Here is a 17,727-nt window from a genome sequence, read left to right as displayed (position 1 = left end):
CGTATTCAGCCTTGAACTCGTCGAAGTCGCTGTCGTCGACGATGCGGGCGATCACCTCCCGCGGGTTGAACGGGATCTTCAGGTCCGGCGGCACGATGCCGGTGAGTTCCTCTGCGTTGTAACGGGGTTCGAGGATCGGTGCGACCGGTCCCGGCCCCTTCTTACGCCAGTTGAGGCGGGCGACGATGCGCCGGCCGATGCGGATGCAGTCCTGTTCGTCGGCGGCGTAGTAGTCGGCCAGACCGGAGGTGCGGGCGTGCATCTGCGCGCCGCCGAGCGATTCATCGTCGCTTTCCTCACCGGTGGCCATCTTCACCAGCGGCGGACCGCCGAGAAAGACCTTCGACTGCTTCTCGATCATCACGACGTGATCGCTCAGGCCCGGTACGTACGCACCGCCGGCGGTGGAGTTACCGAACACGAGGGCGACGGTCGGGATGCCCGCCGCCGACAGCCGGGTCAGGTCACGGAACATCCGCCCACCGGGGATGAACACCTCTTTCTGCGTGGGCAGGTCGGCGCCGCCCGATTCCACCAGCGACACCACCGGCAGCCGGTTCTCCAACGCGATGTCATTGCCGCGCAGTATCTTCCGGAGTGTCCACGGGTTGGAGGTGCCGCCCTTGACGGTAGGGTCGTTGGCGACGATCAGGCATTCGACGCCCTCGACGACGCCGATACCCATCACCACCGACGCACCGACCGGGAACTGCGAGCCGTGTGCGGCCAGGGGGCACAGTTCCAGGAACGCGGTGTCGGGGTCGATGAGCATTTCGATCCGTTCGCGGGCCAGCATTTTGCCGCGTTTGCGGTGCCGTTCCACGTATTTCTCACCGCCGCCGGCGAGTACCTTGTCGAATTCGGCCGACAGTTCGCCGAGTTTCTCGGTCATCGCGGCACTGGCGCGGGTGAAGTCGTCGCCGGTGATGTCGAGCGTCGATCGCAGTGCTGTCATCGCTGATACCCCAATCGTTTTGCCGCCAGGGCGGTGAGGATTTCGGTGGTGCCGCCGCCGATGCCGATGATGCGCATGTCGCGGTACTGGCGTTCGACTTCGGTGCCGGTCATGTAGCCGAGCCCGCCGAAGAGCTGCACGGCCTGGTTCGCCACCCACTCACCGGCTTCGACGGCGGTGTTCTTGGCGAAGCACACCTCGGCGAGCAGATCGTCGGAGGCGTGGTGTCCGTCGGCCTTACCCGACTCGACGGCCACCTTTCGTTCGACGACGGCGCGGACGTAGGTGCGGGCGACGTCGACGCGGCGGGCCATGTCTGCCAGGGTGTTCTGCACGGACTGCCGCGCGATCAGTGGTTTACCGAAGGTTTCCCGGTCGCGGGCCCATTGCAGCGTCAGGTCGAGGCAGCGTTGGGCGCTGGCGTAGGCCTGCACCGCCAGCGCCGACCGTTCGGTGACGAATGCCTGCGCGATCTGCGCGAAACCCGAGTTCTCCGGTCCCACCAGGTTTCCCACCGGCACCCGCACGTCGACGTAGGACAGTTCGGCGGTATCGGAGCTGCGCCAGCCCATCTTGTCGAGCTTGCGGGTGACGCTGAATCCCGGAGTGTCGGTGTCGACGACGAGCAGCGACACCCCGGCCGCACCCGGTCCACCGGTGCGCACCGCCGTCACGACGAAATCGGCCCGCACACCGGAGGTGATGTAGGTCTTGGAACCGTTGACGATGTAGTGGTCGCCGTCGCGGACCGCGCTGGTGCGCAGATGCCCGACATCGCTGCCGCCGCCGGGTTCGGTGATCGCCAGAGAGCCGATCATCTGCCCGGCCAGGGTGGGCCGGGCCCATCGGTCGATCTGTGCCGGGTCACCGGCGACGATCATGTGCGGCAACGCGATCCCGTGCGTGAACAGCGACGCGTACACACCGCCGGCGGCCCCCGCGTAGTGCAGTTCTTCGCCGACGACGGTCACGTCGATCAGATCACCACCCGACCCGCCGACCTCCTCGGGAACACCGATCCCCAGCAACCCCAGTTCGGCCGTCGCCCGGTGCAGCGACCGCGGCAGTTCACCGTCGCGTTCCCACTGATCCTGATGCGGCAGAACATGTTTACCCACGAAATCACGCACGGTCTCCCGCAGCGCCAGCCGCTCCGGCGTGTCCCACACCGCACTACCTATCGGCACCGCATTCCTCCTGTCTGACGTTTGTCGTGGTGACGCAATGCATGCAATGTCACCGGACCCTTCGAGACCCTCGCTCGTTCCTCGCATCGGCCTCAGGGATCAAGATGATGGACCACTTCCTCCCACCCATCAGCCTCAAGCGACAAGATGATGGGTCGCAACCTCCGACCGGCACACACATCCAAAACCCCAAAACCACCACACAACCCCCGACCCGGGGGACACATCTTGAACCCCAAAACCACCACACAATCCCCAACCCGGGGACACTTCTTGATCCCTGAGGCCGTTGCGACGAAGGAGCGAGGGTCTCGAAGGGTCCGGTGAGATGAGGCTCCCACCGCTACCCCAAGAACCGTTCGGGCACATCGACATGCCGCGACCGCAACCACTCCCCGAGCCCCTTGGCCTGCGGGTCGAAACGGACGTTGTCGGCAACACCACGACCGAGGATGCCTTCGATCACGAAGTTCACCGCGAGCAGGTTGGGCAACGAATACCGATGCACGGTCAGCTCGGCGGTCTCCGGCAGCAACGTGCGCAGCAACTCCACATCGAGGGTGGAGTGCAGCCAGTCGAACTGTTCCCGGTCCCGTACCCACACACCGATATTCGCGCTACCACCTTTGTCACCCGACCGGGCACCGGCGACGATGCCGAGCGGAACCCGCCGCGTCGGACCCCAATCAGACACGGCGGCAACATAGTCGACCGGCTCATCGGCAGCCGGCCGACCCCGCAGCGGACTCGGCTCGATGAGTTCGACCACCCCCGACGCGAAAGCGACCCGATGCTCCACCTCCGCGGCGTCGACGTATCCAGGTTCGAAAACCCCGTAGGGAGAACCATTTCCAGGCGGCGCGGTCATCGTGAAACCCGGAAAGGAAGCCAGGGCGAGCTCGACGGCGGTGGACGTGAACGACCGCCCGACAAGCGCCGGATCGGTGTCCCGCACGACGCAGCGCAGCAGAGCACTGGCCTGTTCCTCGGTGGGTGCGTCGGGCTGATCGAGCCGCGACAGCGACCACTGCATCGACGCCGGACGCTTGGGCAGCGCCGCTTCGAACTGTTCGGTGAACAGTGCCGCCTTGGCGTCGACGTCGAGGCCGGTGAGCACGACATTGATCTCATTGCGCAGTCCGGCAAGGAAATTGAGCGACACCTTCACCGTCTCCGGCGGTGCCTCACCCCGAATCCCGCTCACCGACACCCGATCGGCGCCCACCTGGCTCAGCTCGATCGTGTCCAGGCGGGTGGTGACATCGGGCCCGAGATACCGCGGCCCGCCGATCTCGTACAGCAGTTGCGCGGTCACCGTTCCCACGGTCACCGCGCCGTCGGTGCCGTCGTGTTTGGTTATCACCGACGATCCGTCGGCGGCGATCTCGGCGATCGGGAAGCCGATGCGGGTCATCTTCGGGACCTCGGTGAAGAAGGCGTAATTGCCGCCGCTGGCCTGGGTACCGCATTCGATGATGTGCCCGGCGACGGTCGCCCCGGCGAGGGCGTCGAGGTCGTCGTAACCCCAGCCGTGGGCACTCGCGGCGGCGCCGATGGCCAGCGAGGCGTCGGTGACCCGACCGGTGACCACCACATCGGCACCCGAATCCAGCGCCGACTTGATGCCGAACGCACCCAGATAGGCATTGGCGGTGAGGGGGTTTCCCAGCCCGAGTTCCGCAGCGCGGGGCAGCAAGTCGTCGCCGGACACGAACGCCACCGACGCATCGACACCCACCTTCTCGGCGAGTTCACGCAACGCGACGGCCAGCCCGTGCGGATTGAGCCCGCCGGCGTTGACCACGATCTTCACCCCGCGGTCGACGGCGAGGCCCAGCGAATCCTCCATCTGCCGCAGAAACGTTTTCGCGTAACCGAGTTCGGGGTTCTTGAGTTTGTCGCGGCCGAGGATGAGCATGGTGAGTTCGGCGAGATAGTCGCCGGTGAGATAGTCGAGTTCACCACCTTCGAGCATCTCCCGGACGGCCGAGATCCTGTCACCGTAAAAGCCCGACGCGTTGCCGACTCTGATCACCGCTGCACCTTTTCGCTGTTCACCGAATTCTGTTGTGGGGGACGCTTACCCCCGGGCGGGCCGGCGAAACACTGCGCGATCGACACCCAGGTGCGAGCGTCGGCACCGGAGACCTCGAGCGCGAGATCTTCGGGCGCCCGGCGCTGGGTGATGAGCATGCAGAAGTCGATCGCACTGCCGCGCAACGTGTTCGGCGCATCGTCTGGCCCCCAGATCCACAGCTGCCCCGACGGTGCGGTGAGTTCGAGCCGGAACTCGCCCGACGGCGGTTCGAGTTGGTTGACCATGTACGCGAAGTTCCGGGTGCGCACCCCAAGGTGCGCGATGGACTTGAGCCGGTCGGTCGGTTCCCGTTGCACCCCAAGCGCTTCGGCGACATCGAGACCATGTGCCCAGGTCTCCATGAGGCGGGCGGTGGCCATGGACGTGGCCGACATCGGCGGGCCGAACCACGGGATGAGTGTCCCTTTGGGCACCGCGGACAGCGCATCGGTAAGCCTCACCCGCCAGTCCCGCCACTGCGCCAGGATGTCGGCGGGCGCCAGTTGCGCCATCTTCTCGGCCTCGGAGTCGACAAAGCCGAGCGGGTCGGCCCACGCCGCCTTCAGACCCTCGGCGAACGCCTCGGTATCGGTGGCGGCGATGGTGGCGACGGTGTCGGTCCAGCACAGATGCCCGATCTGGTGAGCGATGGTCCATCCCTGCGCCGGTGTGGACGTGGCCCACTGCCGCGCCGGCAGGTCCGCGACAAGCTCGTCCAGGCTCGCCGATTCGGCGGCCAGGTCCGCGAGCAGTTCATCGATCAGCCCCATGTAATGACCATCACACAGCGCCTAGAAAAAAGCAAGCACGCACGCTTGTTTCTAGAAAGGCGTGGTTACTTGATCCCTGAGGGCGACGCGACGTAGGAGCGAGCGTCTCGAAGGGTCCGGCGACCTGAGGCTCCCGACCTACCACCCCCGGATACGACCGGGCCCGGTGGCGGGTATGTCGATCTCCCCCACCGGGCCCGGCCGCGGATCAGTTCAGCTGCCGAAGTTCATCCCCAGAATGCCGATCTCGGCGTGCCGCCCCGGCCGGGTCGGCGCGATCGCGAATGCGTTCGAGTCGAAGTTCCGGTGCAGGTTCCGTGAGCCGCCGAATCCCGTGTTGCACAGGACCAGCACCGAATAGCTGCCCACTTTGCGAGGCCGCCATGTCACGGTCCGGGTGGCACCGGGCGCGACCACCACGTGTGTACCTCGCGCGATGGGCCAGCCGAGCGAACTCTCCTTGGCTCTGGTCTCCCACTGGACGCGGTTGCCGCTTCCGTAGTCGCCGGCCTTGAACGCCGCGCGTGCTGCTCCGTAACCGCCCGAAACCTGGGCCACCGTCGCGTACTCACCCAGCGGCCACAGGTTGTATTCGCAGCTGATCGGCTGATTGATCCGGTTGGTCAGCGTGATGTTGACCTTGCCGCCGGACACCGATCCCGACCCGGTGCTGCCCGGGTAGGCATCCCATGCGCTGGCGGTCCCCGTTCCGACCAGCACCGATGCGACGAGGCCGGCCAGCACCCCCGCGATCCGTCGGCTACGTAGATTCATTGCAACTCCTTTGTCTCCCCCATTGCGGGGCCGGATGGACCGGCACCGGTCCAAGTGTGCCCAGGCACGCTGGTCACCCACAACCCTTATCGTCGCTACCGTCGTCCGCGCTACACCCCGCGGGCAGATCTCTCCGGGAACGGACAATCCCGGTATGGGCGAAAACGAGAACATGTTCTAAATTGGTGTGATGGCCGACACCGTGACGCAGCTGCTCCTCGAACGCGCCGAGGACGACAATCCCGCCATCATCTACGACGATCGGCGCTGGACCTGGCGCGAGTACATCGCCGAGGCGACACGCTGGGCATCGGCCACCATCGGTTCGGCAGGGGCGAGCGAAGCGACGGGAGATATAGCAGGGGCGAGCGAAGCGACGGGAGATATAGCAGGGGCGAGCGAAGCGACGGGAGATGCAGCTGCCACCCGATCTATGCACGTCGGCGCGCTGCTGGGCAATACTCCCGAGATGCTCATCGCGCTGGCGGCGGGCGCCCTCGGCGGCTACGTCACGGTCGGCGTCAACAACACGCGCCGCGGGCAGGCACTGGCCGCCGATATCGCCCGAGCCGATTGCCGGATCCTGCTCGTCGACGCACAGCACCGCCCGCTTCTCGACGGCCTCGACCTGCCGGGCGTGCAGGTATTCGACGTCGATGGCGACGAGTGGCGCAGTCGCACAACGCAGGCCGGTGAACTCGTCCCGTATTCGGTTCCGGGACCGATGGATCCGTTCATGCTGATCTTCACCTCAGGTACCAGCGGCAATCCCAAGCCGGTCCGCTTCGCACACATGATGATTCCGTTCGCCGGGCCACCGTTGGTGCAAAAGTTCGGTATCACCTCCGACGACGTGTGCTATCTGTCGATGCCGCTGTTCCATTCGGCGGTCCTGCTCGGCGGCTACTGCGTCGCGCTCGTCGCCGGAGCCGCGATCGTCCCCGCCCAATTCTCGGCGTCCACCTTCGTCGACGACCTGCGCCGCTACGGCGCCACCTATGTGCACTACGTCGGCAAGGCCCTCGCGTACGTGCTCGCCACTCCGGAGAAGCCCGACGACGCCGACATCCCGCTGCGCGCGGCGTTCGGCAATGAGGCCACCGACCGCGACCTGAACGAGTTCAGCAGGCGGTTCGGGTGTGCGATGTGGGATGGGTACGGTTCCACCGAGCTCGCGGTCATCATCACCCGCGAGCCCGGCACCCCCGCCGGTTCCATCGGCAAGGGCTTTCCCGGTGTGGCCGTGTACAACTCGAAGACGCTCACCGAATGCCCGCGCGCGAAGTTCGACCAGAACGGTGCACTCGCCAACGCCGACGAGGCGGTCGGCGAGATCGTCAACACCAGCGGCGGCGGCCTGTTCACCGGCTACCACAACGACGACACGGCCACCGCCGAACGCCTGCACGACGGCATGTACTGGTCGGGCGATCTGGCCTACGTCGACGACGACGGCTGGTTCTATCTGGCCGGACGCACCGGCGACTGGATGCGCGTCGACGGCGAGAACATGGCCGCCGGTCCGGTCGAACGAGTGTTGCTGCGGCTGCCGCAGATCAATCGCGTCGCTGTCTACGCGGTTCCCGATGAGCACGTCGGCGACGCGGTGATGGCCGCGATCGTCTTGGGCGACAACGACTCCCTGAGCCCGAAGGAGTTCGAGGAGTTCCTGGCCGGCCAGCCCGATCTGTCGCCGAAGGCGTGGCCCCGCTATGTGCGTATCAACTCCGACCTCCCGACGACTGCCACCAACAAGATCCTCAAACGCGAGCTGAAGAACGAGGGCGCGTCGGCCGCCGACGGCGAGCTGTGGATCAGGCCCGCCCGCTCCCGCACCTACGAGGTCGCCGGCGGATGAAACTGGTCATCGGAGCCAACGGCTTCCTCGGTTCACATGTGGTGCGGCGCCTGGTCGCCGACGGTGAACATGTCCGCGTTCTCACCAGAAAGACCAGCGACACCAGGCCTATCGACAAGATTCCCGCCACCGACGGGCAGATCGAAAGGGTTACCGGCGACCTTTTCGACCAACAGTCACTCGACGCGGCGATGCGCGGCGTCGACGACGTGTTCCATTGCGCCGTCGACACCCGCGCCTGGCTGATCGACCCCGCTCCCCTGTTCCGCGCCAACGTCGACGGTCTGCGCAACGTTCTCGACGCCGCAGCGGCCGCCGACCTGGGCTCGTTCGTGTTCGCTTCCACCATCGGCACCATCGGCAACCATGACCGCGTCGTCGCCGAGACCGACGAGTTCAACTGGGGTGACGTGGCGACGGACTACATCAAGTCACGGGTGGCCGCCGAGAATCTCGCATTGGGATACGCACGCGATGGCAAGGTGCCCGTACGGGCGATGTGTGTGGCCAACACCTACGGACCGTACGACTGGAAACCCACCAACCACGGCATCTTCGTCAAAGGCCCAGCGCTGGGCAGATTTCCGTTCCGCACCCGCGGCATGGCCACCGAATCGGTCGCCGTCGACGACGCAGCGCTCGCGATGACGCTGGCCGCCGAACGCGCCCGCAACGGCGAACGCTACATAGTCTCCGAACGGTTCCTCGATCTGGGCGAACTCATCAAGACCGCGGCACTGGCCGCCGGACAGCGGCCCCCACGCCTGGTGCTACCCCGCCCGGCGATGTACACCCTCGGCGCCGGCGGCAGCGCCCTGGCCAAGATCACCGGCAAACCGCAGGCCCTCAACATCGACACAGTGCGCCTGATGCACTACATGTCACCGATGAGCCACGCCAAAGCCGAAACCGAACTCGACTGGCACCCCCGCCCCGTCCTCGACGCCGTCGCCGACGCCGCCCGCTTCTGGGCCGCCCGCCGCGCCGCCCGCAGTTGACTGGAGCTCAGCGGGCTTCCAGGAGGGTGGCCAGTTCGGCCAAGGTGTAGGGGGCGGTGTCTGCGTGGTCGCGGTATGCGACGAAGCCTGGCTGGTGGGGTTCGAACTTTCCGATAAATCCGCCTGCAGCGCTGAAGATCTGGCCGGTGATGTGGGTGGCGGCGGGACTGGCGAGGAAGACGTACAGTGGGGCGACATAGTCGGGCGGTGCCGGGTCGAGGGCCGCGTCACGGACGAACTCATCGAGGATGCCACGCTCGTGTAGACCGTGGATATGCCGTTCGTAGTCCTCACCCGTGGACAGCCGGGATTTGGCACCCGGGGTGATCACGTTGACGCGCACGCCTGCGCCGCCGAGGTCGGCGGCCGCTGCCAGAGCGAGCGCGTTCACCCCGCCCTTGGCAGCCGGGTAGCCGCTGCCGCCGAACATGCCGAGGGAGGCGGCCGATCCGGTGAGCACGATCGACCCCGCACCCTGGCCGGCGAACACCCGTCCGGCGGCCTGGGTGAGGTGGAAGGCACTCATCAGATGCGCGTCGAGTTGTTCGCGGAACTCGTCGGCGGTGATGGTGAGGATCGTCGATCCAGCCGGTTCGGCGATGCCCGCGCAGTTGATGGCGATGTCGAGGGCACCGAACTCGGCGAGCGCTGCGTCGACCATCTGCTGGGCCACACCGTCGTCACCGGCCGATCCGCACACGCCGACGGCGTATCCACCGCCGCCACAGATCTCGGCCACCGTCTGGTCCACCAGCTCGCGATCGCGGCCGTTGACCACCACCGACACTCCACTGCCGGCGAGCTGATGAGCCACGGCCAGGCCGATACCGCGGGTGGCACCCGCGACTATCGCTGCCTGACCGGCCAAACCTATTGCGCTCATCCGAGATTCGCACCCACGGGAGTGATCGGGATGGAAGGTCCGCGGTTGCTGAACTCCCAGCTCGATCCCTTGCTGAACCGGGTGATGGCGACCTCGCCCGATTCCCGGATACTCTTGTCGCCGAGCGTTATCCGAACCCGAAGACCCCCCTCGTGGTCCTCGGCGGCGACTACCCACCGGTCACCGACGGCGGTGGCCGCCGCCTGCAACGGCTCCAGGTGATCGGCGTCGAGCACCGACACCCAGCCGCCGTCGAGGGCAGCGGGCGACTCATGGGGAATCGTCACCAGCACATCGTCTGTCCCGGAAGCATTTTCGACGGCCTCGGCGGTCACACCCGTGTACTGGACGGGCCCGAAACACGGATGCAGTTCGATCACCTTTGCCAAATCCGTTGCGTCCGAGCCCAACCCGAGTGCGTTGCGGACACGTTCGGCGGCGATTCCGGCGATCCCGCTGAGTTGTTTGCGGTAGATGTCGAGCACCTGCTCCACGTCAGCGGTCTGCCTGCGCACGCTCCACAGGAAACCGAGCGCGAGCAGTTGATGTTGCAGCGCAACCTCTTCGGCGACGCGGGTGAGCGCGGTATGCGACCATTCCCGGAATTGCAGATCGGCCACGAGCGGCCCACGGTAGTCGACCCAGCCGTCGGCGGCATCGGCGTCGATCGGTGAGAGCGCCACCGTCCCGGCGCGGGTCATGAACATCCGGGCGGCGTCCTCGGGCAGCGGCAGTTCGTCACGATCGGGTTCGATGGTGACGGTCCACGCGCAGTGCGGATGCCGGTCGACCGGCGCCCGCGGCGGCCGGTGGATGGGCCGGATGCGGGCGCGCCGGTTGGTCGCGATGGCGGTCGCATCGAAGGTGGGGTCCTCGATGGTGTGACACATGGTGGTGACGTAGTCGTCGCCCATCGGTTCCACATCCAGCAGTGCCCCACAGTGATTGAGCACGAACGACCCGTGATACTCGTCTTCGACCTCGTACCGGAAGTCCATGAACTGCGGTGGTGCGCCGATGTCGAGCTGGAGGCATTTGAACATGTCCTCCACGCCGTCGCCGTCGATTCCGAGGGCGGTGCGCATGCGGTGGGTGTACACGGGGCTGGCCGCCATCCACTCCTCGATGGCAACCTGCCCCATGACGTCGCGGCCGAACGCACCGATGAGGTGCGCCATGCCGCTGCGGTCGATCAGCTGACCGGTCAGCAGCAGTTCGGGCACGATGCCGGCCAACTGCTCCTGAGTCAGGTCACCGTACGGGGCTGTACTGGTCATCGGGCGATTACCAGAACTTGACCGGGGCGGTGCCGTAGTCGTACCAGCCGGGCAGGTTGCCGGGTGCCGACTTCTCCACCCGTTTGAGCATGGAGTCACTCATCTTCTTGTCCACCATCAGCTCCAGGAACAGAGAGGAGACGTTGCCGTAGTCGAAGAAGTCACGCTGCCAGGAGAATTCGAAGTTGCCGGCGTACTTGAACCACGATCCCTGGATGCCGTCGAGGGCGTAGTGGGAGCCGTCCTCGCGGGTGGCCTCGTACACCTGCTTCCACAGGCCGATCATGTCGCCGGTCTGATCGTCGATCACCCACGCCTGGTACGGGTAGGTCCAGCCTTCCAGGCCTTCCATCTCCTGACCGAGGGCGATGTCGCGGATCTCGTCGCGGCCGACGGCCATGAAGTCCTTCTTGGGACCGTAGTTCCAGCCGTAGGTGGCGTCCTCGGTGTAGAACTCGGCGAGCGGGCGCCAGTCACCGGCCTTCTCGGCCTCGATGTTGGCGGCCAGCCAACGTTCTTTCATCTCTTCGAGTTCGGCGCGATCAAAAGCCATGGTGTTTCTCCTGTTTCAGTCGTCTGGTCGTCAGTCTTCGACGATTCGTAGTGCTTGGGTGGGGCAGTACTGGACGGCCGCACGCACTTCGGCGCGCAGCGACTCGTCGGGTTCCTTGTCGAGAATCTCGACGTAATCCTTGTGCGCCTCGAAGACTTCCGGCGCCTCCAGTTCACACATACCGTGTCCTTGGCACAGATCCAGATCCACTTCGATACGCATCGCGAGTGCCTTTCTTACTGTGCTGCTTGTTGTCGGGCTGCCGGAACGACCCGGCGGCGATAGCGCACCTTGCACGGCTGGGCAAGCTGCACAACCATTTTCGAATGGTCATTGTGGTACGACTCCGGCGGCTGCGACAGCTCGAACTCATAATTCTGCAATAGCACCGAGAAGATCGCCTTGAGCTGCATAATGGCGAACGGCGCTCCGACGCAACGATGCCGGCCGGCGCCGAACGGAATCCACGTCCACCGGTTGGCCAGATCTTCCTGCCGCGGATCGAAATAGCGATCCGGATCGAAGGATCCGGCGTTCACGAAGTCGGGTTCGAGCTGATTGGAGACCGCGGGCGAGACGGCGATCGACTGCCCCTTGTGGACGATGTGCCCTTCGACCTCGATGTCCTGCTGCGCCACCCGCATCAGAATGATCAGCGGCGGATGTAGGCGCAGCGCCTCCTTGAGCGAGGCCTCCAGCTTGGGGATCTGCCGCATGGCGGCAAAACTGTAGGCGGGCTTGCCTTCTCCCTTGTCGGTGTAGATATCGTCGAGCTCTGCGACGACCTGCGCCATGTAGTCGGGGTGGCGCAGCAACTCCAGCAACGTCCAGGCGGCGGTGCCCTGGGTGGTGTGGTGGCCGGCGAACATCATGGAGATGAACATGCCGGTCACGGTGTCGGCGCTGAACATCGGCGTACCGTCGGCGTTCTTGAGTGACACCAGCACGTCGAGCAGGTCGCGCTTTTCCTTGTCCGGCTCCGGGTTTGCCTCGTACTCTTCGAGCACCCCGGCCATGAATTCGACGAGTTCGGCGCGGGCGGCGTCGCGGCGGCGGAAGCTTTCGATGTCGGCGTAGCAGTCGACGTAGGCGTACGGGTCGGTGCCGCGTTCGAGATCGTGATAGATCTCCGAGATCCGCTTGGACAGCTTCTCTCGGAACTTGCGGCCGATCAGGCACGACGACGACGTGTACAGCGTCAGCTCACCGAAGAATTCGAGCAGGTCGATCTCGCCCTCCTCGCCCCAGTTCGCGATCATCCGCTCCACCTCGTTGGGGATGGTGATGGCGTGCTGCTTCATGTGGGCGCCCTTGAGGGCCTGGTTGTGCAGCGCCTTCGACCGTTCCTCGGGGCTGGTGTCGAACACCACGCCCTCGCCGAACACCGGTGTCATGAACGGGTATGCGGCGGCCTGGTCGAGCACCTCGTCGGGGGCCCGGAAGAATTCCTCGTTGGCCTGCGCACCCGTGACGAGGACCACCTCGCGGTCGGCGAGCTGGAATTTCCCGACGTCGCCGCATTCATTGCGGATCCGCCAGAACAGGGAGATGGGGTCGGTGGCGAGTTCTTCGAGATGGCCGTACTCGCCTTCTCCGCCCGACACCCGCTTGGGTTCTTTCAGATCTTCACGCAGGTCTGATTCGTCGATGACGGTCATGACTCGTCAGTCCTTTCACTAGAGAAATTTTTCCATGGGCTGATTTCTGTATTCCGCAACCACCCTCGTGACCCCGCGACCACCTTTTGATCCCTGAGGGCGTCGCGTAACTCTTTCCCGCGACCACCTTCTTGATCCCTGAGGGCGTCGCGCGAGCTTGCGAGCCGACGCGTCTCGAAGGGTCCGGTGAGACGAGGCTCCCAACGGGATTCGAGGTGGTTGCGGCAGGTGCGAAACGTCACCGGACCCTTCGAGACCCTCGCTCCTTCGTCGCTTCGGCCTCAGGGATCAAGAGGCGCTTCGGCTCAGGGGTCAAGAGGGTGGTCATTGGGATCGTTTCGCTTTGGGGACGGCGCCTTCGGCTTCGACCTCGACGATGCGCATGTGCGCGCCGCGGGGCATGCCGATCATTCCGGCGATGGCCTGGGCGATGTGTTCGGGTGAGAGGAAGTTGCCGTGCCGGGCGATGCCGAACTTGATCCAGTCGTTCAGCATGTCCTCGGTGGTCTTCTGATCCAGGTCCATACCCATGCCGGTGAGGGTCTGCCCGGGACGCACGAGGCCGGCGCGCACGCCGGTGCCTTCGAGTTCCATCTGCACGGTGGTCACCAGACCGTCGATGCCGGACTTAGCGGCTACGTACGCGGAGGAGAAGGTGCGCGGACGCTGCGTGACGTCGGACCCGATGAACACGAAATCGCCTCGGGCCCGCTCGATCATGCCGGGAATCACCGCCCGGTACAGCCGGTAGGCGCCGTTGAGGTGGATGTTGATCTGGTCGGTGAACTGCTCCACCGGCTGTTCGAACGACCGCCCGACGGCCAGATCACCCGCACCGGACACCACCACTTCCAGAGCACCCAGTGCCGCTTCGGCTTTGGCGACGCAGTCGAGGACGGACTGTTCGTCGGTCACATCCAGCGGGACGGCGACGGCCTCACCACCGGCCGCGGTGATCTTGTCGGCCAGTGCCTGCAGCTTGTCGACGCGGCGCGCGGTGAGCGCCACCGGATATCCGGCCGCCGCAAGCCATTCGGCGGTTGCCGCACCGATGCCCGAGGAGGCGCCGGCGACGAGGACGGGACGGCGGTCGGGATGAGGAATGAATGCCATCAGCGGGCCTGCACTTTCATCGGGAGTTCGGCGAAGCCGCGCACATTCACCGAATGCACCCGGACGGCCTTGTCGAAGTCGATTTCGTAGTTCTTGACGGTGCCGATCACCTGCTCCAGGCCGATATTGCCTTCGAGGCGCGCCAGGTGGGAGCCGAGGCAGAAGTGCGTTCCGATACCGAAACTCATCAGAGACTGCCCATTGTCGCGGCCGAGGATGTACTTGTCGACGTCGGGGCCGAACACATCGACATCGCGGTTGGCCGAGCCGATCAGCAGCAGCACCCGATCGCCTTCGGGGATGGTGACTCCACCGAACTCGGCGTCGGCCATTACCTTGCGCAGCACCATCTGGCTCGAATTGTCGTACCGCAGAGTCTCTTCGGTCCAGTCGGGAACCAGCTCGGGGTCGGCCAGCACGCGGGCCAGCTGGTCGGGATTACGTGCCCCCCAGTAGACCGCGTTCGCCAGGAGTTTGGTGGTGGTCTCGTTGCCGGCGACGATCATCAGGATCATGAAGCCGATCAGTTCGTCGTCGGACAGGGAGGTCTTATCCCCCGTCGCGTCGTCGAGGATCTCGGCGGTGAGCAGCGCCGACACCATGTCCTCGCCCGGGTTCTTGCGGCGATCGGCGATCAATTCGGTGTAGTAGCGGTGCAATTCGAGATACGCGTACACGGCAGACTCGGGCACGTCGAGCACGCCTTCGTCACGGTGCACGAGTGCATCCGACTGTGCGCGTAGGTGGGCGCGGTCGGATTCGGGGACGCCGAGCAGTTCGGAGACGACATCCATCGGCAGGAGACCGGCGAAATCACTGACGTAGTCGAATTCGCCCTTGTCCAGGCACACCTGCCAGTGCTGGGCGGTCAATTCCCGGATGCGTGCGCCGAGTTCGTTGACCCGGCGCGGGGTGAATCCCTTGGACACGAGCTTGCGGATGCGCATGTGCTTGGGATCGTCCATCGCCAGGAACGACATCGCCAGGTGTGCATTGGGTCCGTACGACGACGGGTCCATCGACACACCCCAGCTGTTGGACAGCCGGACGGTGTCACGAAATGCGTTCCGCACGTCCTCATGTCGCGAGAGTGCCCAGAAATCCTGGGAGGCGTTGTAGTACACGGGTGCCTCGGCGCGCAGCCGGGCGTAGGTGGGGTACGGATCCTCGTGGAATTCATACGAATACGGATCGAAGGGAACGATGTGTTCCATTCCCGCACGCGTGGCGGTGTCGGTCATTGTTGGTGCTCCATAATCATTCGGGCTGCGGCGACAAGTCTGTCGGAGGTCTGTTCGTAGCTCAGGTGACCCATGCCGGCGTGGACGAGACCACCGGCGTACAGCATTTCCAGGGCGTCGACAACGGGTCCGGGGTTCTCGGGGTCGGCCCCGACGGCCTCGGCGAGACGGACGCGGATGAATCCGCCGATCCGCCAGCGCAGGTGTTCCACATCGGGGTCGGTACCCAGCAGTGCGACCGTGACCGCCCCGCCGAGCTGCCCCTCCCCCGCGACCACCAGCGACACCGCCCGGAGCACCCCGGCCACCCGATCGATGGGCGCCAAGAACGGATCGGGAGCCGCGACCCCATCGGCGAGTCTGCGCCAAAATACCTCGGCCACAAGGTGACTCTTGGACGAAAAGTACGTGTAGGCGGTGGCCGGCGCAACCCCGGCACGCTTGGCCACCATCCGGACGGTGAGCCCGTCGAAACCCTCGGTGTTGAGCACATCGACGGCGGCGTCGGTCAGCTTGGCGACGGTCTCGGCCTGCTGGGCCGTGAGGCGGCGGCGCGTACTTTCCTGAGACACGGGGCTGGACATGTGAGCGACACTACACTAGGTTTGAACGCGAGTCCAGACACCTGTCCAGATGGAGTTCCAGCACATGACACTACGCCCGGCAGTCGCCTCCGATCTGCTGATCGACGGCAAACTCGTACCCGGCTCCGGTGGCACTTTCGACATCGTCAACCCCGCCACCGAGGAGGTCATCGGCCAGGCCGCCGATGCCACCCCGGCCGACATGGACAGTGCGATCGCCGCCGCCCGCAACGCCTTTGACACCACCGACTGGTCGCGTGACCACGCACTGCGGGCCCGGTGCCTGCGTCAGCTGCGCGACGCGCTGCTCGCCCACGCCGACGAACTGCGCGAGCTCACCGTCGCCGAAGTGGGATGTCCGGTATTCCTCACCCACGGCCCGCAGCTCGAGGGCCCCATCACCGACCTCGGCTACTTCGCCGACCTCGCCGAAAGCTACGCTTGGACCCGCGATCTGGGCGAGGCCAAGCCGATGGGCATCAAGAACCATCGCGAATTGCGTTCAGAGGCAGTGGGTGTGGTCGGCGCGATCACCCCGTGGAACTTCCCGCACCAGATCAACTTCGCCAAGATTGGCCCCGCATTGGCGGCCGGCTGCACCGTGGTGCTCAAACCCGCCCCCGACACCCCGTGGTGCGCGGCGCTCGTAGGCAAGGTGATCGCCGAGGAGACCGATTTCCCGCCCGGCGTCATCAACATCGTCACCTCCTCCGATCATGCTGTGGGCGCACAGCTTTCGTCCGATCCGCGGGTAGACATCGTGTCGTTCACCGGGTCCACGGCCACCGGCCGTAAGGTGATGGCCGCCTCCGCCGAATCCCTCAAGAAGGTGTTCCTGGAACTCGGCGGCAAGTCGGCGTTCATCGTCCTCGACGACGCCGACCTCGGCTCGGCCTGCGCGATGGCCGCGTTCGCGGTGGTCACGCACGCCGGTCAGGGCTGCGCCATCACAACCCGCCTGCTCGTGCCTCGTGAGAAGCTCGCCGACGCCATCAAGGCCACCGGCAACGCGATGGCCGGGCTCGCCGCCAACGATCCGACCGATCCCGGAACCATCTGCGGCCCACTGATTTCGGCGACGCAGCGGGATCGGGTCGAGTCGTACATCAAGCTGGCCGTCGAAGAGGGCGGCACCATCGAGGTGGGTGGTGGGCGTCCGGCCGACAAGGACAAGGGCTTCTACGTGCAGCCGACGCTGATCTCCGGCCTGGACAACTCGGCTCGGGTCGCGCAGGAGGAGATCTTCGGCCCGGTCCTGGTGATCATCGCCCACGACGGTGACGACGACGCGATCCGCATCGCCAACGACTCCCCGTACGGTCTGTCGGGCATGGTCTACGGCACCGACGAGGCCCGCATCAACAAGGTCGTCGACGGTGTCCGCACCGGCACGATGGGTATCAACGGCGGCATCTGGTACTCCGCCGACGTCCCCTTCGGCGGCTACAAGGCCTCCGGCATCGGCCGCGAAATGGGCGTCAACGGTTTCGAGGAATACCTCGAAGTCAAGGCCGTCGCCAAACCCGCGTAGCTCGGTCATGCCCTCGTCTCACCGGACCCTTCGAGACGCTGTCGGCTCGCAAGCTCGCGCGACAGCCCTCAGGGGTCAAGACGCCTCCCGCAACCAAGAAGCAACCAACCATCTTGATCCCTGAGGCCGAAGCGACGAAGGAGCAAGGGTCACGAAGGGTCCGGCAACCTTTCGACACCCGACGCAACCACACACACAACCCAAGCAACCAAACATCTTGATCCCTGAGGCCGAAGCGACGAAGGAGCAAGGGTCACGAAGGGTCCGG

At 65.5% G+C, this 17,727-nt stretch carries 16 protein-coding genes; 3 read left to right on the top strand and 13 right to left on the bottom strand.

Annotated elements, in window-relative coordinates:
- From Q0627_RS11080 to Q0627_RS11060, 5 genes are all read right to left on the bottom strand, one after another.
- Window positions 1-955: acyl-CoA carboxylase subunit beta (locus tag Q0627_RS11080; RefSeq protein WP_298809820.1), on the bottom strand; the 955-nt coding region annotated here is incomplete at its 3' end.
- Complete coding sequence (locus Q0627_RS11075) at window positions 952-2,142, bottom strand: acyl-CoA dehydrogenase family protein (RefSeq protein ID WP_291011666.1); 1,191 nt, start codon at window positions 2,140-2,142, stop codon at window positions 952-954. The genes Q0627_RS11080 and Q0627_RS11075, both read right to left, overlap by 4 nt.
- Before the next feature lie 343 nt (window positions 2,143-2,485).
- Window positions 2,486-4,177, bottom strand: coding sequence for an acyclic terpene utilization AtuA family protein (locus tag Q0627_RS11070; protein WP_291011663.1), 1,692 nt, complete (start codon window positions 4,175-4,177; stop codon window positions 2,486-2,488).
- Window positions 4,174-4,989, bottom strand: coding sequence for a TIGR03084 family metal-binding protein (locus Q0627_RS11065; RefSeq protein ID WP_298809813.1), 816 nt, complete (start codon window positions 4,987-4,989; stop codon window positions 4,174-4,176). Before Q0627_RS11065 ends, Q0627_RS11070 begins: the two co-directional genes overlap by 4 nt.
- 213 nt (window positions 4,990-5,202) lie before the next feature.
- Window positions 5,203-5,763, bottom strand: a complete 561-nt coding sequence (locus Q0627_RS11060; protein WP_298809810.1) for a hypothetical protein — start codon at window positions 5,761-5,763, stop codon at window positions 5,203-5,205.
- A gap of 190 nt (window positions 5,764-5,953) precedes the next feature.
- Between Q0627_RS11060 and fadD1 the strand changes: the two genes are divergently transcribed.
- Both fadD1 and Q0627_RS11050 read left to right on the top strand, forming a co-directional pair.
- Window positions 5,954-7,621, top strand: a complete 1,668-nt coding sequence (fadD1, locus tag Q0627_RS11055) for a fatty-acid--CoA ligase FadD1 (protein ID WP_298809807.1) — start codon at window positions 5,954-5,956, stop codon at window positions 7,619-7,621.
- Window positions 7,618-8,619, top strand: coding sequence for an NAD-dependent epimerase/dehydratase family protein (locus Q0627_RS11050; RefSeq protein WP_298809804.1), 1,002 nt, complete (start codon window positions 7,618-7,620; stop codon window positions 8,617-8,619). Before fadD1 ends, Q0627_RS11050 begins: the two co-directional genes overlap by 4 nt.
- A gap of 7 nt (window positions 8,620-8,626) precedes the next feature.
- On the opposite strand, the gene Q0627_RS11045 is transcribed toward Q0627_RS11050, so the two are convergent.
- From Q0627_RS11045 to Q0627_RS11010, 8 genes are all read right to left on the bottom strand, one after another.
- Window positions 8,627-9,502, bottom strand: coding sequence for an SDR family NAD(P)-dependent oxidoreductase (locus tag Q0627_RS11045; protein ID WP_298809801.1), 876 nt, complete (start codon window positions 9,500-9,502; stop codon window positions 8,627-8,629).
- Window positions 9,499-10,779, bottom strand: a complete 1,281-nt coding sequence (locus Q0627_RS11040) for a hypothetical protein (RefSeq protein ID WP_298809798.1) — start codon at window positions 10,777-10,779, stop codon at window positions 9,499-9,501. Before Q0627_RS11040 ends, Q0627_RS11045 begins: the two co-directional genes overlap by 4 nt.
- Before the next feature lie 7 nt (window positions 10,780-10,786).
- Window positions 10,787-11,332, bottom strand: a complete 546-nt coding sequence (locus tag Q0627_RS11035; RefSeq protein WP_291015430.1) for a nuclear transport factor 2 family protein — start codon at window positions 11,330-11,332, stop codon at window positions 10,787-10,789.
- Between the two features lie 30 nt (window positions 11,333-11,362).
- Window positions 11,363-11,554: a ferredoxin gene (locus Q0627_RS11030; protein ID WP_291015429.1), complete on the bottom strand. Its 192-nt coding sequence runs from the start codon at window positions 11,552-11,554 to the stop codon at window positions 11,363-11,365.
- Window positions 11,555-11,568: 14 nt separating this feature from the next.
- Window positions 11,569-12,990, bottom strand: coding sequence for a cytochrome P450 (locus tag Q0627_RS11025; protein ID WP_298809790.1), 1,422 nt, complete (start codon window positions 12,988-12,990; stop codon window positions 11,569-11,571).
- Window positions 12,991-13,314: 324 nt separating this feature from the next.
- Window positions 13,315-14,103, bottom strand: a complete 789-nt coding sequence (locus tag Q0627_RS11020) for an SDR family oxidoreductase (protein ID WP_298809787.1) — start codon at window positions 14,101-14,103, stop codon at window positions 13,315-13,317.
- A complete protein-coding gene (locus Q0627_RS11015) occupies window positions 14,103-15,344 on the bottom strand; it encodes a cytochrome P450 (RefSeq protein WP_291015424.1) in 1,242 nt (413 codons plus the stop codon). Before Q0627_RS11015 ends, Q0627_RS11020 begins: the two co-directional genes overlap by 1 nt.
- On the bottom strand, window positions 15,341-15,928 hold the full coding sequence (locus tag Q0627_RS11010; RefSeq protein WP_291015423.1) for a helix-turn-helix domain-containing protein: 588 nt from the start codon (window positions 15,926-15,928) through the stop codon (window positions 15,341-15,343). Before Q0627_RS11010 ends, Q0627_RS11015 begins: the two co-directional genes overlap by 4 nt.
- Before the next feature lie 64 nt (window positions 15,929-15,992).
- Between Q0627_RS11010 and Q0627_RS11005 the strand changes: the two genes are divergently transcribed.
- On the top strand, window positions 15,993-17,459 hold the full coding sequence (locus tag Q0627_RS11005) for an aldehyde dehydrogenase (RefSeq protein WP_291015421.1): 1,467 nt from the start codon (window positions 15,993-15,995) through the stop codon (window positions 17,457-17,459).
- Window positions 17,460-17,727 lie beyond the last annotated feature (268 nt).

Source organism: uncultured Gordonia sp. (genome assembly GCF_937858515.1).
In the GTDB taxonomy this organism is placed as follows: domain Bacteria; phylum Actinomycetota; class Actinomycetes; order Mycobacteriales; family Mycobacteriaceae; genus Gordonia.
This window is presented reverse-complemented; position numbering and strand designations above follow the sequence as displayed.